Origin of the sequence: Streptomyces purpurogeneiscleroticus (genome assembly GCF_020024005.1) — a bacterium.
Taxonomy (GTDB): Bacteria; Actinomycetota; Actinomycetes; order Streptomycetales; family Streptomycetaceae; genus Streptomyces; species Streptomyces purpurogeneiscleroticus.
The window spans coordinates 1-22,810 of sequence record NZ_NHSG01000377.1; the positions used below are offsets into that span (position 1 = coordinate 1).

17 protein-coding genes are annotated in these 22,810 nt (G+C 72.4%); 9 read left to right on the plus strand and 8 right to left on the minus strand.

Going from position 1 to position 22,810, the window contains the following annotated elements:
- The first annotated feature begins 159 nt into the window (after window positions 1–159).
- On the plus strand, window positions 160–1,206 hold the full coding sequence (locus CCS38_RS27160) for a glycosyltransferase family 2 protein (protein ID WP_223735960.1): 1,047 nt from the start codon (window positions 160–162) through the stop codon (window positions 1,204–1,206).
- A 70-nt stretch (window positions 1,207–1,276) separates the two neighbouring features.
- Here the strand turns inward: CCS38_RS27160 and CCS38_RS27165 are convergent, their stop codons facing one another.
- The 4 genes from CCS38_RS27165 to CCS38_RS27180 all read right to left on the minus strand — a co-directional run bounded on the left by CCS38_RS27165 (window position 1,277) and on the right by CCS38_RS27180 (window position 7,237).
- A complete protein-coding gene (locus tag CCS38_RS27165) occupies window positions 1,277–2,926 on the minus strand; it encodes an LCP family protein (protein WP_223735961.1) in 1,650 nt (549 codons plus the stop codon).
- A 97-nt stretch (window positions 2,927–3,023) separates the two neighbouring features.
- The gene (locus CCS38_RS27170; protein ID WP_223735962.1) at window positions 3,024–4,784 is read right to left on the minus strand and encodes an LCP family protein; all 1,761 of its coding nucleotides are present in this window, start codon (window positions 4,782–4,784) and stop codon (window positions 3,024–3,026) included.
- 218 nt (window positions 4,785–5,002) lie between these two features.
- The gene (locus CCS38_RS27175; RefSeq protein WP_372457153.1) at window positions 5,003–6,262 is read right to left on the minus strand and encodes an LCP family protein; all 1,260 of its coding nucleotides are present in this window, start codon (window positions 6,260–6,262) and stop codon (window positions 5,003–5,005) included.
- A 222-nt stretch (window positions 6,263–6,484) separates the two neighbouring features.
- On the minus strand, window positions 6,485–7,237 hold the full coding sequence (locus CCS38_RS27180) for a TIGR03089 family protein (protein WP_223735963.1): 753 nt from the start codon (window positions 7,235–7,237) through the stop codon (window positions 6,485–6,487).
- 118 nt (window positions 7,238–7,355) lie between these two features.
- On the opposite strand from CCS38_RS27180, the gene CCS38_RS27185 reads away from it, so the two are divergent.
- From CCS38_RS27185 to CCS38_RS27195, 3 genes are all read left to right on the plus strand, one after another.
- On the plus strand, window positions 7,356–8,714 hold the full coding sequence (locus CCS38_RS27185) for a peptidoglycan recognition protein family protein (RefSeq protein ID WP_223735964.1): 1,359 nt from the start codon (window positions 7,356–7,358) through the stop codon (window positions 8,712–8,714).
- Window positions 8,715–8,874: 160 nt separating this feature from the next.
- Window positions 8,875–9,957: a mannose-1-phosphate guanylyltransferase gene (gene manB, locus CCS38_RS27190; RefSeq protein WP_223735965.1), complete on the plus strand. Its 1,083-nt coding sequence runs from the start codon at window positions 8,875–8,877 to the stop codon at window positions 9,955–9,957.
- Window positions 9,958–10,015: 58 nt separating this feature from the next.
- A complete protein-coding gene (locus CCS38_RS27195) occupies window positions 10,016–10,924 on the plus strand; it encodes a DNA-3-methyladenine glycosylase family protein (RefSeq protein ID WP_223735966.1) in 909 nt (302 codons plus the stop codon).
- Window positions 10,925–10,940: 16 nt separating this feature from the next.
- Here CCS38_RS27195 and CCS38_RS27200 read toward each other — a convergent pair whose 3' ends face one another.
- The 3 genes from CCS38_RS27200 to CCS38_RS27210 are packed head-to-tail and all read right to left on the minus strand — an operon-like array spanning window position 10,941 to window position 13,849.
- Window positions 10,941–12,347, minus strand: a complete 1,407-nt coding sequence (locus tag CCS38_RS27200; RefSeq protein ID WP_223735967.1) for a coenzyme F420-0:L-glutamate ligase — start codon at window positions 12,345–12,347, stop codon at window positions 10,941–10,943.
- A complete protein-coding gene (gene cofD, locus CCS38_RS27205) occupies window positions 12,344–13,300 on the minus strand; it encodes a 2-phospho-L-lactate transferase (protein WP_223735968.1) in 957 nt (318 codons plus the stop codon). Before cofD ends, CCS38_RS27200 begins: the two co-directional genes overlap by 4 nt.
- Before the next feature lie 12 nt (window positions 13,301–13,312).
- Entirely contained in the window at window positions 13,313–13,849 is a 537-nt protein-coding gene (locus CCS38_RS27210) for a cysteine dioxygenase (RefSeq protein ID WP_223735969.1), read from the minus strand.
- 707 nt (window positions 13,850–14,556) lie between these two features.
- Here CCS38_RS27210 and CCS38_RS27215 point away from each other — a divergent pair.
- From CCS38_RS27215 to CCS38_RS27225, 3 genes are all read left to right on the plus strand, one after another.
- Entirely contained in the window at window positions 14,557–14,820 is a 264-nt protein-coding gene (locus CCS38_RS27215; RefSeq protein WP_030266018.1) for a WhiB family transcriptional regulator, read from the plus strand.
- Window positions 14,821–15,184: 364 nt separating this feature from the next.
- On the plus strand, window positions 15,185–18,952 hold the full coding sequence (locus tag CCS38_RS27220) for a glycosyltransferase family 2 protein (RefSeq protein ID WP_223735970.1): 3,768 nt from the start codon (window positions 15,185–15,187) through the stop codon (window positions 18,950–18,952).
- Window positions 18,949–20,466 carry a DUF5719 family protein gene (locus CCS38_RS27225; protein ID WP_223735971.1) on the plus strand — a complete coding sequence of 506 codons (1,518 nt, stop codon included), beginning with the start codon at window positions 18,949–18,951 and terminating at the stop codon, window positions 20,464–20,466. The genes CCS38_RS27220 and CCS38_RS27225 overlap by 4 nt, the downstream gene beginning before the upstream one ends.
- A gap of 85 nt (window positions 20,467–20,551) precedes the next feature.
- On the opposite strand, the gene CCS38_RS27230 is transcribed toward CCS38_RS27225, so the two are convergent.
- Window positions 20,552–21,034 (minus strand): metallopeptidase family protein, encoded by a 483-nt coding sequence (locus CCS38_RS27230; protein ID WP_223735972.1) that lies wholly within the window; start codon window positions 21,032–21,034, stop codon window positions 20,552–20,554.
- A 282-nt stretch (window positions 21,035–21,316) separates the two neighbouring features.
- Between CCS38_RS27230 and CCS38_RS27235 the strand changes: the two genes are divergently transcribed.
- Entirely contained in the window at window positions 21,317–21,745 is a 429-nt protein-coding gene (locus CCS38_RS27235; RefSeq protein WP_078601067.1) for a DUF3499 domain-containing protein, read from the plus strand.
- 276 nt (window positions 21,746–22,021) lie between these two features.
- Window positions 22,022–22,810 (plus strand): L-lactate permease (locus CCS38_RS27240; protein WP_223735974.1); only part of this gene is annotated, 789 nt, incomplete at its 3' end.

Here is a 22,810-nt window from a genome sequence, read left to right on the forward strand (position 1 = left end):
GTGCGGGGCGGCTCGGGCATAGAGGGCACCTCCTCGAAAACGGGGAAAGATGACAGTACGTCCGTATGATCGGCTGACTGTCATCACACGCCGCACCGGTCCACCGCGCCACTCGGCTGCCGTCGGTCCCGTACGCCCGTTCGCGGTAACGTGACATTGATGAACGCGACCCACGCCACGCCGAGCCGGCATCCCGCAGTCTCCGTGATCATGCCGGTGCTCAATGAGGAACGTCATCTGCGCGACTCCGTGCGCCACATCCTGGAGCAGGAGTACGACGGTGAGATGGAGGTGGTGATCGCGCTCGGGCCGTCCACGGACCGCACCGACGAGATCGCCGCCGAGCTGGTACGGGAGGACCCGCGGGTCCACACCGTGCCCAACCCGACCGGGCGTACGCCCGCTGCGCTGAATGCCGCGATCGAGGCGTCCCGGCACCCCATCGTGGTGCGGGTGGACGGCCACGGCATGCTGTCGCCCAACTACATCGCGACGGCCGTGCGCCTCCTGGAGGAGACCGGCGCGCAGAACGTCGGCGGCATCATGCACGCCGAGGGCGAGAACGCCTGGGAGGAGGCCGTCGCGGCCGCCATGACCTCGAAGATCGGGGTGGGCAACGCGGCCTTCCACACCGGTGGCCAGGCCGGCCCCGCCGAGACCGTCTTCCTGGGCGTCTTCCGGCGCGAGGCGCTGGAGCAGCAGGGCGGGTACAACATCGAGTTCATCCGCGCGCAGGACTGGGAGCTGAACTTCCGCATCCGTGAGGCGGGCGGGCTGATCTGGTTCTCGCCCGAGCTGAAGGTGCGGTACCGCCCGCGGCCCAGCGTCAGGGCGCTGGCCAAGCAGTACAAGGACTACGGCAAGTGGCGGCACGTCGTCGCGCGCTACCACTCCGGCTCGATCAACGCCCGTTACCTGGCACCGCCGACCGCGGTCTGCGCGATCGCCGCGGGCCTCGTGGTCGGCGCGGCCGTGACGCCGTGGGGCTTCGTCGTCCCGGGCGCCTACCTCGCGGCCATCGCGGCGGGCTCCGTCCCGGCCGGCAAGGGGCTGTCCCTGAAGGCGCGCGTCCAGATCCCCGTCGCGCTGGCGACCATGCACATGTCGTGGGGCTGGGGCTTCCTGACCAGCCCGCGCTCGCTGGCCAGGAAGGTCATCGCCAGCCGCCGCCCGGCGGTGACGAAGGCCCCGGCGGAGACCGCCTAGCGGTCCCTGCGTACAGCGCGGCGCCCGTATCCCCCGGGGGATACGGGCGCCGCTGCGTCTGCCGGCATGCTCACCAGGTGTAGTCCGGGTTCACCTTCATGCACGCCTTCTTGTCCTCGCCGTTGAGGGTGTCCGTGCTCTCCGGGGCCTTCTCCGCCTGCTGCTTCCCGCCTGCCGTCTCCGGATACGCGGTACCGGTACGCCAGTCGTTGCCGACGACCAGCCGGATGCCCTGCGCCGAACTGGACTCCTTCACCGCGCTCTTGGGCAGCCCGAGCGCCTTGGCGACGGCCAGCGCGTCGCCCTCGGCGTCCTTGCCCCCGTACGTGATGGTGGTGTCGGCCTGGGCGATGAGCGTGGCGTCGGTGCCCGCCGCCGTGTAGCCGAGCGTGGCGAGCTGCGCCTGGATGGCGCTCGCGCGGCCGGCCACCGGGCCCTGGATCGCGCCGTTGGTGCCGTTCTGCACGGTGACCTGGAGCTGTTCCTTGGGCGTGGTGGGCTTCGGGTCGGCGGTGGGCTTCTTCTTTTTCCGGTCCTTGCCGTCCAGCGCGGTGTCGTTGCGCAGCATCGCGAAGACCTGCTCGGCGTCGCCCGGCTTGGGGATGACGTAGGACTCGCCGGGGCCGTAGGACCACGGCATGGTCGCCATGGTGACGCGCTTGATCGGTACCCGGTTGAGGTCGCCGCCGAGGTCGTACAGCTTCTTCACGCTGCCGAGGCCCTCGTCCACGGTCAGCGCCTTGGTGGCGGCCTCCGCCAGCGCCTGGAGCTTGGCCGGGTCGGTGAGCTTGGTGCCCGCCTTGAGCTGACGGATCATCGAGTTCATGTACATGTGCTGGGCCTTGGCCCGGCCGATGTCGGTGTTGTCCTCGAAGCCGTAGCGGGTGCGCAGCCACTGGAGCGCCTGTACGCCCTTGATGTTGTGCTCGCCCTTCGTCAGCTTCAGCCCGCTGCCGTGGCCCTTGCTGTCGTGCGAGTAGATGTTCCCGTCGACGCAGACGGGGACGCCGCCCACCGCGTCGGCCATCTGCACCACACCCGCGAAGTCGATCATCATGAAGTGATCGATGTAGATGCCGGTCAGCTCTTTCCAGGTGGCGACCGTGCAGCCCGGGCCGCCGTGCTGGAGCGACTGGTTGATGGGCCCGGTGGTCTGCGGGTACTTCTCGCCGGACTTGGGGTCGGTGCACTCGGGGATGGTCACGCGGGTGTCGCGCGGTATCGAGAGCACCGACATGCTGGAGCGGTCGGCGGAGACGTGCAGCAGCATCTGCACGTCCGCCAGCGGCTTGCGGCCCACGTCCGCCCTCGCGCCGCCGAGCTCGACGTTCGCCTTGCTGTTCCGGCTGTCCGAGCCGAGCAGCAGGATGTTCATCGGGGTCTGGCCGAAGGCGTTGGGCTCGGGCTTCTTCAGCCCGCCGTCGCCGAGGTCCAGGAGGCCCTTGCGGAGGTTGCCGTTGAGGTGCTCGTAGTAGAGATACCCCGCGCCCGCCGTCCCGAGGACGAGGAGCGCGGCGATGCCGGCGGTCCACTTCAGGACCCGGCGGCCTCTTCGGCGCTTCCGCCGGCCATGCCCCGCGGACTCGTCGGGGACGGCCGCGCCGCCGTCCCCGCCCCGCCCGCCGCTGCGGCCTTCGTACAGGCTGTCGTCCCAGCCCAACTCCTGGGCGTCGGGCTGGTGTCGACGTGATCGGTCGCCACGCACACTGCTCTGCCGCATCGGCTGCCCCTCCCCGTTTCCTTCATCCGGTGGTGCGCTCGGCGGCCTGGCAGGGCGGCCGGTCGTTCTTCACTTGGTGTGCTGGTCCCGCGCGGTCCTACTTGGCGCAGACGTTCTTGTCGTCGGCGTTGACGTTCTGGACCCCGTCGGGCGCCTTGTCGGGCGCCGCTATCGGCTCCCCGGCACCGGTGAAGTCCTTGCCGAGGATGAGCTTCATCGGCACCTTGGGACCGGCGTCGCCGTTCGTCTGCTTCATTGCGGACTTGGGCAGGCCCATCCACTCGGCCAGAGTCGCGGCCTGGCCGGCCTGGTTGGGCGCGTACTCCAGGCGCGTCGTGTCCAGCGCGGTGCCGGCGTTGCCGGCGTTCGTGGTCAGCGGCGCACCCTTGTCGTTCTGCAGCCAGTCGACGGTCTCCTGGGCGGCGCCCAGCGGGCCGCCACCGTTGGAGATGTCGACCCGGACCTCGGCGGCGGGCGCCTTGGTGACCGGCTTGGGCTTCTTCTTGCTCTTTTCCTTCTTTGTCTTCGTCAGAGAATGATCGGCCTGGACCATCTTGAAGAGCGGTGCGGCCTTGGCCTTGTCCAATATGACGGTCGCGGGGTCCTCAGGGTTGTCCAGAACGGGCACAGTCGCGAAGGTGACGTTCTTGACGTCCACCCGGCTGAGGTCCTTGGCCAGGTCCATCAGCTTGCTCGCGCTGCCGATGCCGGTGTCGACGGTGAGCGCCTTGGTCGCCGCGTTGCTCAGGCTCCACAGCTTGCTGGGGTTGGAGAGCGTGCCGCTGGACTTCATCTTGCGGATCATCGAGCTGAGGAACTGCTGCTGCAGCTCGATGCGGCTCAGGTCACTGCCGAAGCCGACGGTGTGCCGGGTCCGTACGAACGCCAGCGCCTGCTCGCCCTGGACGACGTGCCGGCCGGCCTTGAGCTTCAGGTGCGACTTGGGGTCGTCGATGTCCTTGGCGGCGCACACCTCGACGCCGCCCACCGCGGTGGACAGCTCCTTGACGGCGTTGAAGTCCGCCATCATGAAGTGATTGATCTTCACGCCGGTCATCTTCTCGACCGTCCGCCAGGTGCAGCCCGGGTCCCGGTCCTCCTGGCCGAGGCTGGTGTTGAAGCGCACACCCGTCTCGCCCGGGATGGTCTTCTTGGTCCCGTCCTTCATCGTGGTCGGGCAGTCCGGGATGTCGGTGACCATGTCGCGCGGGATGCTGAGCGCGGTGGCGTTGGTGCGGTCCTCGGAGACGTGCATGAGGATCGTGGTGTCGGCGTGGCCGACGCTCCCCATGTCGCCGTAGCCCTCGTTGCCCTTCCCCTCGCGGGCGTCCGTCCCGATGATCAGGATGTTGACCGGGCCCTCGGTGACCGCGTCGTTGTTGATACCGACGTCGACCTTGGAGATGTTGCCGTCCAGGTGCTGGTACATGAAGTACGCGCCGGTGCAGCCGGCGACCAGGACGAAGCCCATCACGCCCGCGCCCCAGTACAGCGCCTTCTTCTTTTTTGTTGCCTTCGGCTTGGGCTTGCGCCGGCCGGTGCTCGCCGCGGGTGCCGCCGCCGCTGCCGCGCGGTGCCCCGCGCGGCCGCCGGCCCGGCGGTTGCGCTGGGCGGGCAGCTCGCGGGTCGGTGAGTCACGGTCGGAGCCGGCCGTCCGGCCGCGCTCCTGGAGCCGCCGCTCTCTCCGGCTGCTCCCCGCAGCGGTCGCCGAGGGGGCGGCGGCCCTCCGGCCCGCCTGCCTGGGGGCTGACTTTGAGCCAGCATCCAGTCGCAGTTCGTAGTTGCCGGTGTTCGGGTCGAACACCCACTGATCGGCGGGATCCATGTCCCCCGCCTGCCCACGGCCTTGCGCGTCCACGGTGCTGTGAGTCCTCCGTCGGTGCCACGCGGCGCCTGCCCCCTCAAGGCGCTCGGTCGGTCGGATTGCAGTGCGCGGTCAGCCAGTCGTGCGGACCGGATCGCTCACACTATCCGCCCAGTTCAGCGTCAAGCGACGCCCGTGACAAATTCCACGTCCCTACAACTGGGCAATCCACCCGATACTTTCGTGTCCAGGATCTGCCCTTTGCGAAGGCTTTATTGGCAGATGCCCCGATCTGCTGTGGTTCCCCGGAAGGTGGTCGAGGGCCCCGGCGTGGCCGATTCATGATGGCCGGGCTTGTCAGCTTCGTCCCCGCTGTTCGAATGGCCCGCCCCACGGGCATCCGTCTGTCCGATGTGCGGGTCCTTGGCCGGGTCGTCGTATTCGGTGGTGTCCGTGTGTTCCGTCGGCGCCGGGCGGACCGGGACCGGCCGGTCGGCACGCAGCCGCGCGAAGAGCCGGCCCGCATCCGGCTGCACCAGTTCGTCCCGGTTCACGTTGTACGCGTACGCCTGCCGGGGAACGGTCAGGAAGCGGATCTTTTCCGTGGGGATGTCGCGGACGCTGCGCACCAGGTTGAACAGGCCCTTCAGGGACGCAAGCCCTTCGTCAGTGGTGAGGGAGCTCGTCGCGGCGTCCAGGAGCGGGTACAGGCGCGTGGGATTGAGCAGTACGCCGTTGCCCTGCACCTTCTTCACCAGCGCCGCCAGGAACTGCTGCTGCCGCTCGATCCGCTGTGTGTCACTGCCGTTGCCCAGCGACTTGCGGGTCCGTACGTACCCCAGCGCCTGCTCGCCCCGGAGCACATGGCGGCCCGCCGCGAGGTTCAGATGCGCGTCCTGGTCGGCGACGGCCTGCGGCAGGCAGACCTCCACGCCGTCCACCGCGTCCACCATCTTCTTGAAGCCGGTGAAGTCCAGGATCATGTGGTGATCGATGCGGATGCCGGTCATCCGCTCGACCGTGCGGATCGTGCAGGCCGGCCCTGCCGCCTCGAAGGCGTAGTTGAACTGGGTGTACAGCGGCTGCGTGCGGCTGCCGTCCGGCTTCGTGCACTGCGGCACCTGCGCCATCAGGTCGCGCGGGATGCTGACCGCCGTCGCGCTCTTCCGGTCCGCCGCCAGGTGCAGCAGGATCGTGGTGTCCGAGCGCTGGGTGCCGTCGTCGGCACCGTACTTGCGGTTGCCGCCGCCGCGGTTGTCCGAGCCGATCAGCAGGATGTTCTGCACGTTCGTCGCCGAGGCGGGCGGCCGCTCCGCCTCGTACTCGCGCAGCTGGGCCGCGGTGCCGGAGTCGGCCGTGATGTTCCCGTTGAGCTTGTCGTACGCCAGCCAGCCGACGGCCGCCGTGCCCAGCACGGCGGCGCCGCCGCCCACCGCGGTCCAGCGCAGCCACCGCCGCCGGGGCCGGCCGCCGCCGGCCGCCGGTTCGTTGCAGCGCTGCAGTTCTTCGGGGATCTCCGGCCTGTTGTCCACGGCTGCGTCCACCCCTCGTGCGTCGGCCGCACGGGATACGGCCGTCTCACTCGGTGCCGCGGTCCGGGTGACGTGTCCGGGCCCCGGTACTCGGGCAGACGGCCGAGTCCCGCGCAGGGTTGTACCTCCCCACGATCCTGGACCGCACGGCCCGGATCGGCGCCTGCAGAGGGCGCCGACTGGGCCGGTCGGGCGACGGGCGCGAACTGCCTGGCAGCGGGCTCAGGCGGCGGCGGGCGCCGTCACCGTGACCTGCTCGGCCTCCTTGCGCCGGGCCAGTCCGTCCTCGTCGAGCCGGTCGGCGTTGCGGCACAGGACGACCGAGCCGCCGGTCGCCAGCGGTGCGTACAGCCCGTACGCCAGCCCGTCCCACGTCGCGTACGGCAGGGGGGAGAGCACCCGCTGCCGCTCGGGCAGCTGCGCCAGCTCCACGGCCGCCGTCCCGATCTCCGCGCCGGTGAACTCGCGGCCGTCCACGGCGAGCGCGGGCGCGTGCGGATCGACCGGCACGTACGGAGCGAAGCGGTCGCCCTGGCCCGGCACCTCGGCGGCGTAGTCGGCGAAGCCGGCCGGCGGCTCGGGGAAGCGGCCGCCCAGTGGGCGCAGCGCGAGCGCCACCCGCTCCCCGGAGCAGGCGCGCGCCGCCTCCAGGGTGTCCGGGCCGCTGACGACGACGTTCGCGGCCGCCGGGTCGCCGCCGACGTCCGCGACCACTCCGACGGACGAGCAGGCCAGCAGCCAGACGGCGGTCTGCCAGTGCGCCGGCAGCAGCAGCGCGAGCCGGTCACCCGGCTCGGCGGACAGCTCGTCCTGGAGGTAGTTGGCGGTCTTGGCCACCCAATTGGCGAAGGTGGCGACGGACAGTTCGACGCGCTCGCCGGTGGCGTCGTCGTAGAAGGTCACGAGCGGCCGCGCCGGGTCCGAGGAGAGCGCGGATCCCAGCAGGTCGGCGGGGGTTCGGTCGGTGGCGTTCATCCCCGGAAGCCTACGCGGGCCGCCCGCCGCCGTACGGCGTACCCGGAGCCTCCGCCGCGCCGATGAGGCGTCAGATGCCAAATGGCGGATTTGCCCTACTGCATACAGGATCGCTGCCATGCGTGCCTTTGTTGCCACTTCGCTCGGTGCCGCGACCTTCGCGGCCCTCGTCGTACCGCTTGCGCTGCCGGCCGGAGCGAACCCCGCCCCGGCCCCCGCAGCAGCCGCTCCCGGGGCCGCCGCGGCGGACGTTCCCGGCAGCACCCAGTCCCTGCCGCTCGTCCGGCTCGGCCACCGTGACCGTGTGCTGCCCGGCGGGCACTCGGGCCGGGCCGGCAGGGCCGCGCCCCTGGGGATGCCCGTCAAGGTCGTCCGGCCCTTCTCGCTCGTCGGTGTCGTCTGGAGCGACGCCCGGGCCGAGCTGCACGGCCAGCCGCAGGTCCGCACCCGCGCCACCGGCAGCCACCGATGGGGTGCCTGGCAGGACGTGCAGACGCACTACGACGATGCGCCCGACCTGGACGCCCCCGAACGCCGCGGCGACAAGCCGCGCGGCGGCACGGCCCCGCTGTGGGTGGGCGACTCCGACGCCGTACAGATGCGGATCGCCCCGGAGCAGGGCCGGCAGGCCGTGACCGAACTGCCCGACGGGATGCGCCTGGAGCTGGTCGACCCCGGCCGCCCCGCCAAGCCGCGCGACCCTGCGCCGAACGCCGCCGCCGGGCAGGAGGCGGCTGACAGCGCGGAGGCCAACGCCGGGCTCGCGCAGCCGGGCGCCACCGCCATCCCGGCGGCCCCCGCGAACGCGCTGCAGGCCGACCTGGCGGCGGCCGGCGAGGAGGAGCGCGGCCAGGTGCCCGCGCCGCAGCCGCAGCTCGGGCCGCGGCCGGCGATCATCACCCGGCTCGGCTGGGGCGCCAACGAGCAGCTCCGCGAGCCGAAGTTCGGGTACACCAAGACCGTCAAGGCGGCCTTCGTGCACCACAGCGCCACCGGCAACGGCTACAGCTGCAGCCAGTCCGGGGCGATCATCCGCGGCATCTACCGGTACCACGTCAAGAGCAACCACTGGCGGGACGTCGGGTACAACTTCCTGATCGACAAGTGCGGCACGATCTTCGAGGGCCGGGCCGGCGGCGTCGCCCGGCCCGTCATCGGCGCCCACACCCTCGGCTTCAACAACGACACCACCGGCATCGCCGTCCTCGGCACCTTCGACAAGGCCAGGCCGTCGGCCCCCGCGCTCAACGCGCTCGGCAAGCTGACCGCCTGGAAGCTGGGACTGCACGGACGCAATCCGAACGGCAAAGCCACTCTGACCTCGGCCGGCAACAACCGTTACAAGAAGGGAACCAAAGTCCGGCTGAATGTCATCTCCGGACACAGGGACGGATATGTGACGAGCTGCCCAGGGGCCGCGCTGTACGGCACACTCGGCTCGGCGCGCACCGCCTCCGCCCGCTTCCAGGGACGCTGAGGGTCCGGGGTCGGCGCCCGTGACCTGCACGGGCGCCCAGACCGGGCGGCGCCGGAAGACCCCGCCTACTGGCGGGTAAGCCCGCTGGCAAAGCGGGCAAACCGTCTGCCTACACTGGTCCGCCGTCCGGCCGACCCCAGCAGGAAGCAGAGAACAAAAGGTGACTGAAGCGATCCTTCTGGTCGGCGGCAAGGGCACCCGGCTGCGTCCGCTGACGGTGCACACGCCCAAGCCCATGGTTCCGGCCGCGGGTGTGCCGTTCCTGACGCATCAGCTGGCCAGGGCCCGCGCTGCGGGCGTGGAGCACATCGTGCTCGCCACTTCCTACCTTGCCGAGGTTTTTGAGCCTTATTTCGGTGATGGGGCGGAATGGGGGCTTCATCTCGAATACGTCACCGAGAAGGAGCCGCTCGGCACCGGCGGCGCCATCCGCAACGTCGCCCACCGGTTGCACTCGGGTCCCGACGACCCGGTACTGATCTTCAACGGCGACATCCTCACCGGCCTGGACATCGCGGCCCTGGTGCGCACCCACCGCGAGACCTCCGCGGACGTCTCGCTGCACCTCACCCGGGTCGAGGACCCGCGCGCGTACGGCCTCGTCCCCACCGACGGCACCGGCCGGGTCACCGCCTTCCTGGAGAAGCCGCAGACCCCCGAGGAGATCGTCACCGACCAGATCAACGCGGGCGCCTACGTCTTCAACCGCTCCGTGATCGACGCCATCCCGCAGGGCCGCCCGGTCTCCGTCGAGCGCGAGACCTTCCCCGGCCTGCTGGAGTCCGGCGCCCACCTCCAGGGCATGGTCGACTCCACCTACTGGCTCGACCTGGGCACCCCGCAGGCGTTCGTCCGCGGCTCCGCCGACCTGGTCCTCGGCCACGCGCCCTCCCCGGCCGTCCCCGGCCGGCGCGGCGAATACCTCGTACTGGACGGCGCCGACGTCGCCGCGGACGCCAAGCTCAGCGGCGGCACGGCCGTCGCCGCCGGCGCCCGGATCGGCGCGGGCGCGCGCATCGTGGGCAGCACCGTCCTGGCGGACGCGGTCGTCGAGCCCGGCGCCCAGATCCACGACTCGCTCATCGGGGCCGGGGCCCGCATCGGCGCCCGTACGGTCCTGCACGGCGCGGTCATCGGCGACGGGGCCACCGTCGGCGCGGACAACGAGCTGCGCGACGGCATCCGCGTGTGGTGCGGCGCGGACCTGCCGGCCGCGGCGGTGCGCTTCTCCTCGGACCAGTGACGACTGCCACGGGATGACGGGCGGCCGGCGTGCCGCCCGGCTCCCGTAGGCTGAACGGATGCCCCGCATCCGCACCTGGGCCCCGCCCGGCCCGTACGACCTCCTGCGCACCCTGGGTGTGCTGGGCCGCGGACCGGGCGATCCCGCGTACCGGGTGGAGAGCGGCGCCGTCTGGCGGGCCACCCGCACGCCCGACGGGCCGGTGACGGTCCGGATCGCGGCACGCGCCGCCGAGGGGTGCGTCGAGGCCGCGGCGTGGGGCCCGGGGGCGGACTGGATGCTGGACCAACTCCCGTCCCTCCTCGGGGAGTCGGACGACCCGTCGGCCTTCACGGCCCGGCACCGCATCGTCCACGAAGCACACCGCCGCAACCCCGGTCTGCGGCTCGCCCGCACCGGCCTCGTCATCGAGTCGCTCATCCCCTCGGTCCTGGAGCAGAAGGTCACCAGCGACGAGGCGTACCGGGCCTGGCGGCTGCTCCTGCAGCGGTTCGGCGAGCCCGCGCCCGGCCCGCACGAGCGGCTGCGCGTGCTGCCGGACGCGCGCGGCTGGGCCATGATCCCGTCCTGGGAGTGGCACCGCGCAGGCGTCGACGCCAAGCGCTCCGACACGATCGTGCGCGCGGCCCGGGTCGCCCGCCGCCTGGAAGAGGCGGCGGCCATGGACCTCCCGGACGCGCTGCACCGCCTCCAGCTCGTCCAGGGCATCGGCCCGTGGACCGCGGCGGAGGTCCTGCAGCGCTCCAACGGCGCGCCCGACGCGCTCACCCTCGGCGACCTGCACCTGCCGCGCATCGCCGTCTACGCACTCACGGGCCGCCGCGGCGGCACCGACGAGGAAATGCTGGAGCTGCTGGCCCCGTACGAGGGCCAACGCCACCGCGCGGCCCGGTACCTCCTCCTGTCGGGCCGAGTCCCGCCCCGCCGGGCCCCGCGTTACTCACCCCGCGACATCGCCCGGCTGTAACGCCCGCGGCCCGCGCCTACCGCACCACGACGAAGTCCGCGGCCTCCCGGGCCGGGCGAGGCCTGGGCACCCCCGCCGGACGCCCGATGGCCACAGCGCCCATCGGATCCCACCCGGCCGGCAGGCCGAGCACATCCCGTACGACGTCCCGGCAGAACATCGTCGAAGACACCCAGGCCGACCCCAGCCGCTCCCCGGCCAGCGCCACGAGAAAATTCTGCACTCCGGCCCCCGCCGCGACCACGAACATCTCCCGCTCGGCGGCGTTGCGCCGCGCGTTGGCCGCCGGGTCCGGCCCGTCGTACGTGTGCGCGCCGTCCATGACCAGGCACGGCACCGCCAGATACGGCGCGTTCCGCAGCACGTCCCCGCGCCGCACCCGCTTCGCGACGGACTCCTCGGACTTCCCGTCGCCGCGCAGATCCGCGAGCCACGCGTCCCGCATCGCGTCCAGCAGCCGGGTCCGGGACTCCTCGGACTCCAGCAGGACGAACCGCCACGGAGTGGTGTGGTGCGGCGCGGGCGCGGTCACGGCCGCCGCGACCGCGCGCCGTACGGCGCCGCCGTCCACCGGGTCGTCGGTGAACTCCCGGACCGTCCGGCGCAGCGTCACCGCTTCCCGTACGGCCTCGGAGGTACCGAGCCGGAACATGTCGTCGGCGGGGGAGCGCACGAGCGCCCGCGCGCCGCGGTCGTCCGCGGCCTCCTGAGGGGAGGCCACCGCGTGCGGCAGGCCGCGGACCACCGCGACCGGCAGCCCGCCCGCCTTGCCCTTGACCAGGTCGCCCGCGCTCGCCAGCTCGTCGGCCGTGGCGACGACCGTGACGCCGAGCGGATTGTCGTGGCTGTCGGTGCTGCCGCGCAGGTCCTCCAGGACCCGCACGCCGGCCGCGCCGATGGCCACGTCGGTCAGGCCGCTGCGCCAGGGCCGCCCGAAGGTGTCGGTGACGATCACGCCGACGTCCACGCCGAGCGCCTCGCGCAGCCCGGCGCGGATGGCCCGGGCCGAGGCGTCGGGGTCCTCGGGCAACAGCAGGATCGTGCCCTGCGGGGTGTTCGAGGCGTCGACCCCGGCGGCGGCCATGACCAGGCCGTTGCGGTTCTCGACGATGCGCAGCGTGCCGCGCCGCGCCACGACCCGTACGGCCTCCCCGTCGATGGCGGCCTCGCGGTCCGCCGCCTGCACGATCCGGTCCTCGGCCTTGCTGACGATCTTCGAGGTGACCAGCAGCACGTCGCCGTCGGCCAGGCCCGGCATCCCGGACCCGGTGGCCGCGGCGGCGATCAGCTTGGCGAGGTCGTCGCCGGGGCGCACCTCGGGGATGCCGGGCAGCGCCCAGACGCGGTACGAGGGCGCCTCTTCGGCGGGCGCGTCGTGCGGGGCGCGCGAGGCCGCGGGCGCGTCCTGCGCTCCGGCGGTCACGCCCGTACCTCTTCGGCCAGCGTCAGCGCCTCGCGGGCCATCGTCGCCGTCGCCTCCAGGTCGGTCATCATCAGCGGTACCGCGCGGCAGCGGATGCCGGCGGCCTCCACCTCGGCGGCCTTGTCCGCGTCGACGGTGTCCACCAGCCAGCCGTCCAGCAGCCCCATCCCGTAGTGGGCGGCGACCGCCGAGGCGGTGGACTCCACGCCGACCGCGGCCAGCACCTTGTCGGCCATGCCGCGCACGGGCGCGTCGCCGACGATGGGGGAGAGGCCGACGACCGGCGCGCCGGCCTCCGCGATCGCCTCACGGATGCCGGGGATCGCCAGGATCGTGCCGACGCTGACGACCGGGTTGGACGGCGGGAAGAGGATCACGTCGGCGTCGCCGATGGCCTCCAGCACGCCGGGCGCGGGCTTGGCCTGCTCGGCGCCGACCGGGACGACGGCCTGCGCCGGTACGGAGGCGCGCAGCCGGACCCAGTACTCCTGGAAGTGCACGGCCTTCTTCTCGCCGTCCTCCTCGATGGCGACGTGGGTCTCGACCCGGTCGTCGGTCATCGGGAGCAGCCGGACGCCCGGCTGCCAGCGGTCGCAGAGCGCCTCGGTCACCGCGCTGAGCGGGTAACCGGCGCTCATCATCTGCGTCCGGACGATGTGCGTGGCGAAGTCCCGGTCGCCGAGCCCGAACCACTCGGGTCCGACCCCGTAGGCGGCCAGCTCCTCCTTCACGTGGAAGGTCTCGTCCTTACGCCCCCAGCCCTGTTCCTCGTTGATGCCGCCGCCGAGCGTGTACATCACGGTGTCCAGGTCGGGGCAGACCTTCAGCCCGAACAGATGGATGTCGTCACCGGTGTTGCCGATGACCGTGATGTCCGCGTCCGGAGCCGCTGCCTTCAGTCCCCGCAGAAAGCGGGCGCCGCCGATGCCGCCGGCGAGAACCACAATGCGCATGGCCCCAGGATGTCAGGAGGCGGCTGCCTTGTGAGTAGCGGGCGAGCACTGCGAGGTGGGGGTCCCCCCGGTCGAACGAAGTTGAGACTGGGGGAGCATCGGCATGTCCGTCAGCCCCGGGAAGTAGATGTGCAGGCTGACGGCGGGCGTGAGCGTGTCGTTGGTGACCTCGTGGACGTAGCCGGGCGCGAAGACCCGCTGTGCGCCGGGCTTCAGGCTACGGCTGCCGCTCGCGCTGTGTTCGGTCAACTCGCCGTCCAGGACGGTCAGTACGCCCGAGGACGGGCCGTGGTCGTGGCGGCCGCTGCCCTGGCCGGGCAGCCAGCTCAGCAGCCAGACCTCGTAGCCGGGCCCGGTGCGCAGGCGGTGGTACCAGCGGGTGGTGGCGTCGTACTCGACGAGGTGCGCCCACTGGGCGCGGTCGGCGGCGATCGAACGGGCGAGCCCGGCAAATTCGGCCACGGTCGAGGGGTGCTCGCGTGCGGGCTGGAGGAGATGGCTGACCTCGAAGATGTCGCCGGCGATCTGGAGGTCACTGTCGCTGTTCATGGACTTCTGGTTCCTCGGAAGAAGAAGAGCTCGGAAGCGGAGCTCGAAGAAGAGCGGGCTGCGCGGAAAACCGCGGAAAACGGGGTGCGGCGCGGCGCGTCGTACGGCGCCCGGCGGCACTCAGCGGTGGTGCGGGGAGAAAAAGCTGGAGCTCGGAAGCGTCAACAGCTGCAACAGCGACAGCGAGCCTGGGCAGCACAGCGGGACCCGTAGGAACGGGTCAGGCGGGGCGCGGGCGTCACTGGCATGGAAACAAGGAGAGCGGGTACTTGGCGGCCGTGTCAACCGGATGTCGTGTTTGTCGCAAATGTTTCACCTCATCCGGTTAACTGCGACCGACGAAAGGTTTGTGCACCCGATGGGTGGGAGAGGTGGCCCATCAGTTGCGCCGCCAAACGCCGTTGCGGTTCCGTGATCTGAATGTGATCAAGCCCGCTTCTGGTACTGGAGTGCAACGTGATCGCTGTCCGTTGAGTCCTTCAGGGGAAGAAGGGGGGTGCGGGATGCATGAGGCGAATGTTTGTCCTGGTTTTTGCCGATTTGAACACTTACCGCATACCCTTGGTTCCGCAGAGTGAATAAGGGGCCCAATAGCAGATCTCGGCTTGACTGGCCCGGATCGGCACACTTGTAATTTCACTCGTGTCGTTCAGCCGTCATCGGTAACGGCAACATCACGGGGACGCAATGACAGACGAGGGGCGCACATGACCGAGCTGTTCGAAGAATTGCTGGTCGAGGAGGCGGACGAGGAGCTCGGCTGGCAGGAGCGCGCGCTGTGCGCACAGACCGATCCCGAGTCCTTCTTCCCGGAAAAGGGCGGCTCCACCCGCGAGGCGAAGAAGGTCTGCCTCGCCTGTGAGGTCCGTTCTGAATGTCTTGAATATGCTCTTGCCAATGACGAACGCTTCGGTATCTGGGGCGGTCTGTCCGAGCGCGAGCGGCGCCGGCTGAAGAAGGCCGCGGTCTGAAGCCCGACCGCGACGGACCGGGCGGCAGACACCCGGCCCCGGTCGGCACAGCGCACGAACGCCGGTCGATGGACCGGCACCGCCACCGCGGAAGACGGCGAGCACCCACTCCGCCCCCGGCAGTCATGCCGGGGGCGGAGTGCTGTTTCCGCAGCCAGGAGGGCACCTCGTACGGACCCGGCGGACGGGCTCGCGAGAACCATTAGTGTGGGGCTCCGTCCGAGACGCACCAACACCCGCATGGTGAGCGCGCGTCCAGCGCAGTCCATCGCAGTCCATCGCAGTGTCTTCCGGGGGCCACACCCCGCAGCGGCCCGGCCGCCGCGGGAGACGGCAGCCCCGGGTCCGGAGGGCCCGTACCTCGATGTCCGTGCACAGCCAGTCGGCGGCCCAGGCCGCCTCATACGAAGCCGCCGCGCCACAGTTCCCGCGGCATGTCGTCACCGCCGTGATCGTCTCGCACGACGGCGCGCGCTGGCTGCCCGACGCGCTCGACGGCCTGCTCGGCCAGGAGCGCCCGGTGCAGAACGTCATCGGCGCCGACACCGGCAGCGCGGACGAGTCCGCCCGGCTGCTGACCGAAGCCCTCGGCGACGAGCGGGTGCTGCACCTCGCCCGCCGCTCCGGCTTCGGCACCGCCGTCGACGAGGCCGTCCGCACCGCGCCGGTGCTCACCCCCGACGACCTGCCCTACCTCAAGCGCCCCAGCGGCTGGGACCCGGTCACCAGGACCTGGCACGACGAGGCGTACGACATGCCGGACCTGCCGCACGGCGAGCCCGTGCAGTGGCTCTGGCTGCTGCACGACGACTGCGCGCCGGCCCCCGACGCGCTCGCCGAGCTGCTGCGCGTCGCCGACGCCAGCCCCTCCACCGTGATCGTCGGCCCCAAGCTGCGCAGCTGGTACGACCGCAGGCAGCTCCTCGAAGCCGGTGTCAGCATCGCCCGCTCCGGCCGCCGCTGGACCGGCCTGGACCGCCGCGAACAGGACCAGGGCCAGCACGACCAGGTGCGCTCGGTCCTCTCCGTCTCCACCGCCGGCATGCTCATCCGCCGCGACGTCTACGAGCAGCTCGGCGGCTTCGACCGCCGGCTGCCGCTGATGCGCGACGACGTGGATCTGTGCTGGCGCGCCCAGGCCGCCGGACACCAGGTGCTCATCGCGCCGGACGCGGTGCTGCGGCACGCCGAGGCGGCGTCCCGCGAGCGCCGCCCCATCGACTGCGTCGGCCGCTCCGTGGCGGGCCCGCACCGCGTCGACAAGGCCGGTGCCGTCTACACCCTGCTGGCCAACACCCGCGGCGCGATACTGCCGTACGTTCTGCTCCGCCTCGTCCTCGGCACCTTCCTGCGCGTCCTCGCCTACCTGGTCGGCAAGGTGCCGGGCCAGGCGCTGGACGAACTCGCCGGGCTCTTCGGCACCCTGCTGCGGCCCGGCAAGATCATGGCGGCGCGGCGCAGACGCGGGAAGCCGGCGGTCGAGGCGAGCGAGCTGCGCCCGCTCTTCCCGCCGCCCGGCGCGACCGTACGGGCCACCGCCGAGCAGGTCGCCAGCAACTTCGCCGGGCGTGCCGCGCCCGACGCCTCCGCCGGCGGCCGGCACGGCGCCGTGGAGTCCGGACCCGGCGGCGACGACGCGGACTTCCTGGAGGTCGAGCAGTTCGCGCGGCTGAAGCGGATCGCCCGCCGGCCCGCGCCCGTCCTCTTCGTCGTCCTGCTCCTGGTCTCGCTCGTCGCCTGCCGCGGCCTGCTCGGCGGCGGCGCGCTGACCGGCGGCGCCCTGCTGCCCGCGCCCGGCGACGTCTCCGACCTGTGGGCGCGGTACTTCCACAGCTGGCACGACGTCGGCATCGGCTCCACCGCCTCGGCGCCGCCCTACCTCGCGGTCGTCGCCCTCGTGGCGAGCGTCTTCTTCGGCAGCACCGGCTTCGCCGTCACCCTGCTGCTGGTCTGCTCCGTGCCGCTGGCCGGGCTGACCGCGTACTTCGCCTCCCGGCCGCTGGTCACCTCGCGCCTGCTGCGTGCCTGGGCCGCCGTGGCGTACGCCTTCCTGCCCGCCGCCACCGGCGCGCTGGCCGGCGGCCGCATCGGCACCGCCGTCCTGGCGATCCTGCTGCCGCTGATGGCCCGCGCCGCGATCGCCGCGAGCGGGCTGCGGCTCGCGCCGGGCGTACGGCCGAGCTTCCGCGCCGCCTGGGCGTACGCGCTGCTGCTGACCTTCACCACGGCCTTCACCCCGATCGTCTGGCCGATCGCCGTGCTCCTCGGCATCGGCCTGCTGGTCCTGCGCTACCTGGACGGCCACCGCGACATGATCGTGGCGTACGCGCTGCGCTTCCTCGCCGTCGTCGTCTCCCCGCTGGTCGTGCTCGCGCCCTGGTCGCTGTCGCTGCTGACCGAGCCGTCCCGCTTCTTCCTGGAGGCCGGGCTCGCCAACAAGCCGGGTGCCGCGTCCTGGCTGGACCTGCTCGGGTTCAGCCCCGGCGGCCCCAAGGCGTACGGCAGCGTCCTGCTGCTCGGCGTCGTGCTCGCCGCCCTGGGCGCGCTGCTGCGCGGCCAGCGGCAGCGCACGATCCGTACCGCCTGGGTCGTCGGCCTGGCCGGGCTGCTCTTCGCGGGCCTGGCCAACGGCTCCGGCTGGGCCGGGCCGCCCGCGCTGGTCTACGGCCTGGCGCTGCTGTGCGCCGCCGCGGTCGGTGTCGAAGGCATCCGTACCCGCATGTTGGCCCTGGGCTTCGGCTGGAAGCAGCCGGTGGCCGTGCTGATCGGGCTGGCCGCCGCGCTGGCTCCGGTGTGGGCGGCGGTCAGCTGGATGCTCGGCGGCGCCGCGGGCCCCGTGGAGCGCCGCAACCCCGAGCAGGTCCCGGCGTTCGTCGCCGAGGACTCCCGCAGCGCCGACCGCCCCCGCACCCTCGTCCTGGACGGCGACGCCGGGCACGTCGCGTACTCCCTGGTGCGCGGCTCCGGCGCGCGCCTGGGCGACGCCGACATCGCCGCCGAGGCCGGCGAGGACAGCCGTCTGAACGGCATCGTCGCCAACCTGGTCGCGGGCTCCGGCGCCGACCAGACCGACCAGCTCGGCGGCTACGCCGTGCGCTACGTCCTGGTCAAGGACGGCGCCCCGCGCGAGATGGGCCGCACCCTGGACGCCACGCCGGGTCTGACCCGGATGAGCCAGGAGGACGGCAGCGCCCTGTGGCGGGTGGACCGCCGGGTCTCCCGGGTCTCCATCGTCAGCGGTACGAAGAGCGGCGCCCCGCAGGCCGGTACGGCCGCCGCGCCGGTCGCGGTCGCCGCCGACCCGGTCGACGCGCACACGAAGGTGCCCGCCGGGCCCGAGGGGCGGGTGCTGCGCATCGCGGACGCCGCCGACGAGGGCTGGCAGGCCACGCTGGACGGCAAGCCGCTGAAGCCGGTCACGGTGGACGGCTGGGCGCAGGGCTTCGAGCTGCCCGCCACGGGGGGCCGCCTGGACCTCACCCACGAGAGCCCGCTCACCCACACCCTCTGGATGACGGCACAGGGCCTGCTCGCCATCGTGCTGGTGGTCATGGCCCTGCCGGGCCGCCGCCGGGACGTCGACGACGACCTGCCCGAGGAGGGCCTCGCGGCGGTGCCCGCGCAGCCCATCGAGGGCGAGGGCCGCCGCGCCCGTAGGCTGCGCGCCGCGCAGGAGGCGGCGGCAGCGCAGAAGCCCGTCCCGGAGGCGGCGGTGCCCGGCGCCCGGGACGGCGCGGAACCGATGGCTGATCCGTACGCCGCTGACCCGTATGCCGCGGCCGCGCACGGTGCCCCGTACGCCGCCGATCCGTACGGCACCGACCCCTACGCGGCCGCCCAGGGCGCGCCGCCGCAGCAGGCGGTGCCCGAGATGCCGCAGCAGCCCCCGTACCAGGACTGGCAGGGCGGCCGGCCGGCCGATCCGTACCAGGCCGCGCAGTACGGACAGCCGTACCCGCCCGCCGACCCGTACCAGCCCGACCCGTACGCCCAGCAGGCATACGGAGCCGGCGCCTACGACCCGTACGGCTACGGGCAGCAGCAGCCCTATGGAGACGGCACGTCGTACGACGGCACCACGCACGACGGCTCGTACCGCGAGCCCCGCCGCGACGGGAGCGACCAGCAGTGAACCGCACCACCATGTCCCTGATCGGCGCGGTCGCCGCGCTCGCCGCCGCCACCGGTGTGGCCGCGGTCGCGGCGCCCGGAGACGGCGCGGACCCCGCCGCCTCGAAGGCCACCAGGCTGCCCGTGCAGCGCTCCGCCCTGATGTGCCCGGCCCCGACCTCCTCCGAGGTCGGCGAGACGACGTACACCGCCTTCACGCCCAAGGGGCGGGGAGCCGGCAAGGGCAGCGCGGGCCTTGAGCCCGCGGCGGACGGCCGGGCGGACGACGCCGGCAAGAAGGACGCGAAGAAGAAGGCGGACGCGAAGCCCGTCGCGCCCCTGAAGGCCCCCGGCACGCCGGTCACTGCGACCACCAGCAGCTCCGACGCGCCCGCCCTCATCGGCGCCGCCGACGGCGGCCTGGCGCCCGGCTGGAGCGTCCAGCAGACCACCGACGTCAGCGCGGGCATCGGCCGCGGCCTGCTCGGCACCTCCTGCACCGCGCCGGACACCGACTTCTGGTTCCCCGGTGCCAGCACCTCCCCGGACCGCCAGGACTACGTCCACCTCACCAACCCCGACGCCACCGCCGCCGTCGTCGACCTGAAGCTGTACGGCAAGGACGGCCCCCTGAAGGCGTCGTCCGGCGAGGACATCCAGGTACCGCCGCACTCCAGCGTCCCGGTACTGCTCTCCACGCTCTCCGGCACCCGCACCGACAATGTGGCGCTGCACGTCACCGCCCGTGAGGGCCGGGTCGGCGCGGCCGTGCAGGCCGGCGACGAGAAGACCGGCGGCGACTGGCTGCAGGCCGCCGCCGACCCGGCCTCCGGCGCCTCGGGGCTGGTGCTCCCGGGCATCCCGGCCGACGCCACCTCCGTACGCCTGGTGGCCCTCGCGCCCGGCTCCGCGGACGCCGACCTGAAGGTGCAGCTCGCCACGCCCACCGGCTCGATCGTGCCGGCCGGTCTGGAGACGCTGCACCTGAAGAGCGGGATGACCACCGCGGTCGACCTGAAGGACGTCACCAAGGGGGAGGCGGGCTCGCTGGTCCTCACGCCGGCCGAGGGCTCCAAGGCGCCGGTCGCCGCCGCGCTGCGGGTCACCCGCGGCAAGGGCGCGGACCAGGAGATGGCGTTCATCCCCGCGACGAAGCCGGTCGGCGACCGAGCCACCGCGGCCGACAACCGCGCCAAGGGCAGCACGCTCTCGCTCGTCGCCCCGCAGAAGGGCAAGGACGCGCGGGTGAAGGTCACCGCCTCGGCGGGCAGCGAGGGCGGCAGCCCGGTCTCCAAGACCTACACGGTCAAGGGCGGCAGCACGCTCGCCGTCGAGCCGCCGCGCCCGAACGGCCTCAAGGGCACCTACGCGCTCACTGTGGAGCCGGAGAAGGGTGGCGGGCCGGTCTATGCGGCGCGCACGCTCGCGCTGCCGCACGGCGGCGTCCAGAGCTTCACCGTCCAGACCCTGCCGGACGACCGCGGCACGGTCGAGGTCCCGACGGCGAGCTGGAACATGAAGGTGCTGAACGACTGACGGCCAGGACTGACGTCCCCGTAGTAAGCACTGACGCCCCGTAGCACTGACGCCCCGTAGTACGGACGCTCCGTACTACGGGGCGTCAGTCCTGCCCGTACCGGGGGTCGACGGACTCCGGTGCCAGCCCCAGCAGCTCCGCGACCTGTTCGACGACGACCTCGTGCACGAGAAGCGCCCGCTCCTCGCGGTTCTTCGTACGGATCTCCACCGGGCGCCGGTAGACCACGATCCGGTCCCGGCGGCCGGCCTCCGAGGGCAGCACGCTGCCCAGTGGCACCGCGTCCTCGTCCGCCGCGAACCCCTCGTCCCCGCCGGGCCCCAGCCGGGGCACCTCGCGCACCGAGAACTCCACCTCCGACAGCTGCGGCCAGCGCCGCTCCAGACGCTCCACGGAGTCGTGCACAAGGTCCACGAAGGCGTCGGCACGGCTCACCGAGAGCGGCACCTGGGGCGGCGCGATCGGGCCGCGCATCCCGCGGCCGTGCCGGTCGCGGCGGCGCGGACGCGGCTCCGTGGGGCTGGGGTTGCCCCCGGCGCCGGCCGGGGGAGGTACGGGGCTGTCCATCAGTCACGAGCGTAGCCGCCGCGGGCCGAAGACGGCCGAACTCTTGCCCCGTCCGCCTCATGTCGCTCACTGATCGGTCAGAGTTCTGTTCCGTTCGTTCATCCGGGCCGATGTGACCGCCGAACGCTCGCGTAACGCCCGCGAAATGACACGAATTGACTGGAGTGGGGAGGGGAATCATCGCCCCCACTCGGGCGGCAACGGGTTCTCGACGCAGGTCAGGCCGAGCGTGCGCAGGTCAGACAGGTCGGGCGAACCGGGACGACACGGCCGGGTGAGGTCGTGGAGAGTCGTCGCGGCCCGCTCAAGAGTGCGGTACCGTCCAACGTCGTGAGCCCTGTACGTCGCTGTTCGCGCACTGCGTGCGGCCGTCCCGCCGTCGCAACGCTGACGTACGTCTATGCGGATTCGACCGCTGTGCTCGGCCCGCTCGCCACCTACGCGGAACCCCACTGTTACGACCTGTGTGCCGAGCATTCCGAGCGCCTGACCGCGCCGCGCGGCTGGGAGGTCGTCCGGCTGGCCGCCGACCCCGGCGCGGTCCAGCCGAGCGGTGACGACCTCGAAGCACTCGCCAACGCGGTGCGGGAAGCGGCGCGTCCGCAGGAACGTACGGTCGGCGGTCCCGAGGCGGCAGGCCCCCGTGAGGCCGACCCCATGGAGGTCGCCCGCCGCGGTCACCTCCGTGTGCTCCGCTCCCCGGACTCCTGAACGCCCGCGCGTTGGGGCCGTTCAGGCCCAACGAGCGCCCATTTCCGGCCTTTTCCGCGGCGCATTCGTTTCTGCCTTCCGGCCGTGTCCGCTCCTGACGCGTGATCACCCCTGATCGGCAGTCAGTTCATGACGGACCGTTCGGTCAGTTCATGACAGCCCATTGACTCCGGCTTGGCGCGGACACGACCATTCCTCCACTCCTGCGAGATCGCCTTCCGCATGCCGGAAGGAAGGGGGAGCCGCCACGCCGCCGGGGAGGCCCGCATGTCCGGAGTGTTCGTCCAGCAGCTTCAGCCGATCGCCGATTCACTCGCCCTGTCCGCGCTCGTCGCGGCCCTGCCGCTGATCACCGTCCTGGTCCTGCTGGGCGCCGTACGGATGCGCGCCCACCACGCGGGCCTCATCGGTCTCGCCGTCGCCCTGCTCACCGCGTGGTTCGGCTCCGGGATGCCCGTGCCGCAGGCGCTGTCCAGCGCGGTGCAGGGCGCCGTCTTCGGGCTCTTTCCCATCATGTGGATCGTCGTCAACGCCCTCTGGGTGTACCGGATGACGGTCCGCACCCAGCACTTCGACGTCCTCCGCCGCTCCTTCTCCCGGCTCTCCGACGACCCCCGTATCCAGGCCCTGGTCATCGCCTTCTGCTTCGGCGCCCTCCTGGAGGCGCTCGCGGGCTTCGGCGCCCCGGTCGCCATCAGCGCCGTCATGCTGGTCGCCCTCGGCTTCGACCCCGTCAAGGCGGCGGTCGTCGCGCTCGTCGCCAACACCGCCCCCGTCGCGTTCGGCGCCATGGGCACCCCCGTTGTCACCCTCGCCCAGGTCACCGGCCTCCCGCTGGACTCCGTCGCTTCCGTCGTCGGCCGCCAGACCCCGCTGCTCGCCCTGATCGTCCCCCTGCTGCTCGTCGCGCTCGTGGACGGCCGGCGCGGCCTGCGCGAGACCTGGCTGCCCGCGCTCGCCTGCGGCGTCGCCTTCGCCGCCACGCAGTTCGCCGCCGCCAACTACGTCTCGGCCCAGCTCGCCGACATCGGCGCGGCGCTGATCGGCGCCGCCGCGCTGGTAGCC

Excerpts from the sequence above, each read along its gene's own strand:
- CCS38_RS27160 (WP_223735960.1), top strand. The coding sequence starts at position 160 with ATGAACGCGACCCACGCCACGCCGAGCCGGCATCCCGCAGTCTCCGTG.
- CCS38_RS27195 (WP_223735966.1), top strand. The coding sequence starts at position 10,016 with ATGCCCCGCATCCGCACCTGGGCCCCGCCCGGCCCGTACGACCTCCTG.
- CCS38_RS27215 (WP_030266018.1), top strand. The coding sequence starts at position 14,557 with ATGACCGAGCTGTTCGAAGAATTGCTGGTCGAGGAGGCGGACGAGGAG.
- CCS38_RS27230 (WP_223735972.1), bottom strand. The coding sequence starts at position 21,034 with ATGGACAGCCCCGTACCTCCCCCGGCCGGCGCCGGGGGCAACCCCAGC.
- CCS38_RS27210 (WP_223735969.1), bottom strand. The coding sequence starts at position 13,849 with ATGAACAGCGACAGTGACCTCCAGATCGCCGGCGACATCTTCGAGGTC.
- CCS38_RS27180 (WP_223735963.1), bottom strand. The coding sequence starts at position 7,237 with ATGAACGCCACCGACCGAACCCCCGCCGACCTGCTGGGATCCGCGCTC.
- CCS38_RS27185 (WP_223735964.1), top strand. The coding sequence starts at position 7,356 with ATGCGTGCCTTTGTTGCCACTTCGCTCGGTGCCGCGACCTTCGCGGCC.
- cofD (WP_223735968.1), bottom strand. The coding sequence starts at position 13,300 with ATGCGCATTGTGGTTCTCGCCGGCGGCATCGGCGGCGCCCGCTTTCTG.
- CCS38_RS27165 (WP_223735961.1), bottom strand. The coding sequence starts at position 2,926 with ATGCGGCAGAGCAGTGTGCGTGGCGACCGATCACGTCGACACCAGCCC.
- CCS38_RS27220 (WP_223735970.1), top strand. The coding sequence starts at position 15,185 with ATGTCCGTGCACAGCCAGTCGGCGGCCCAGGCCGCCTCATACGAAGCC.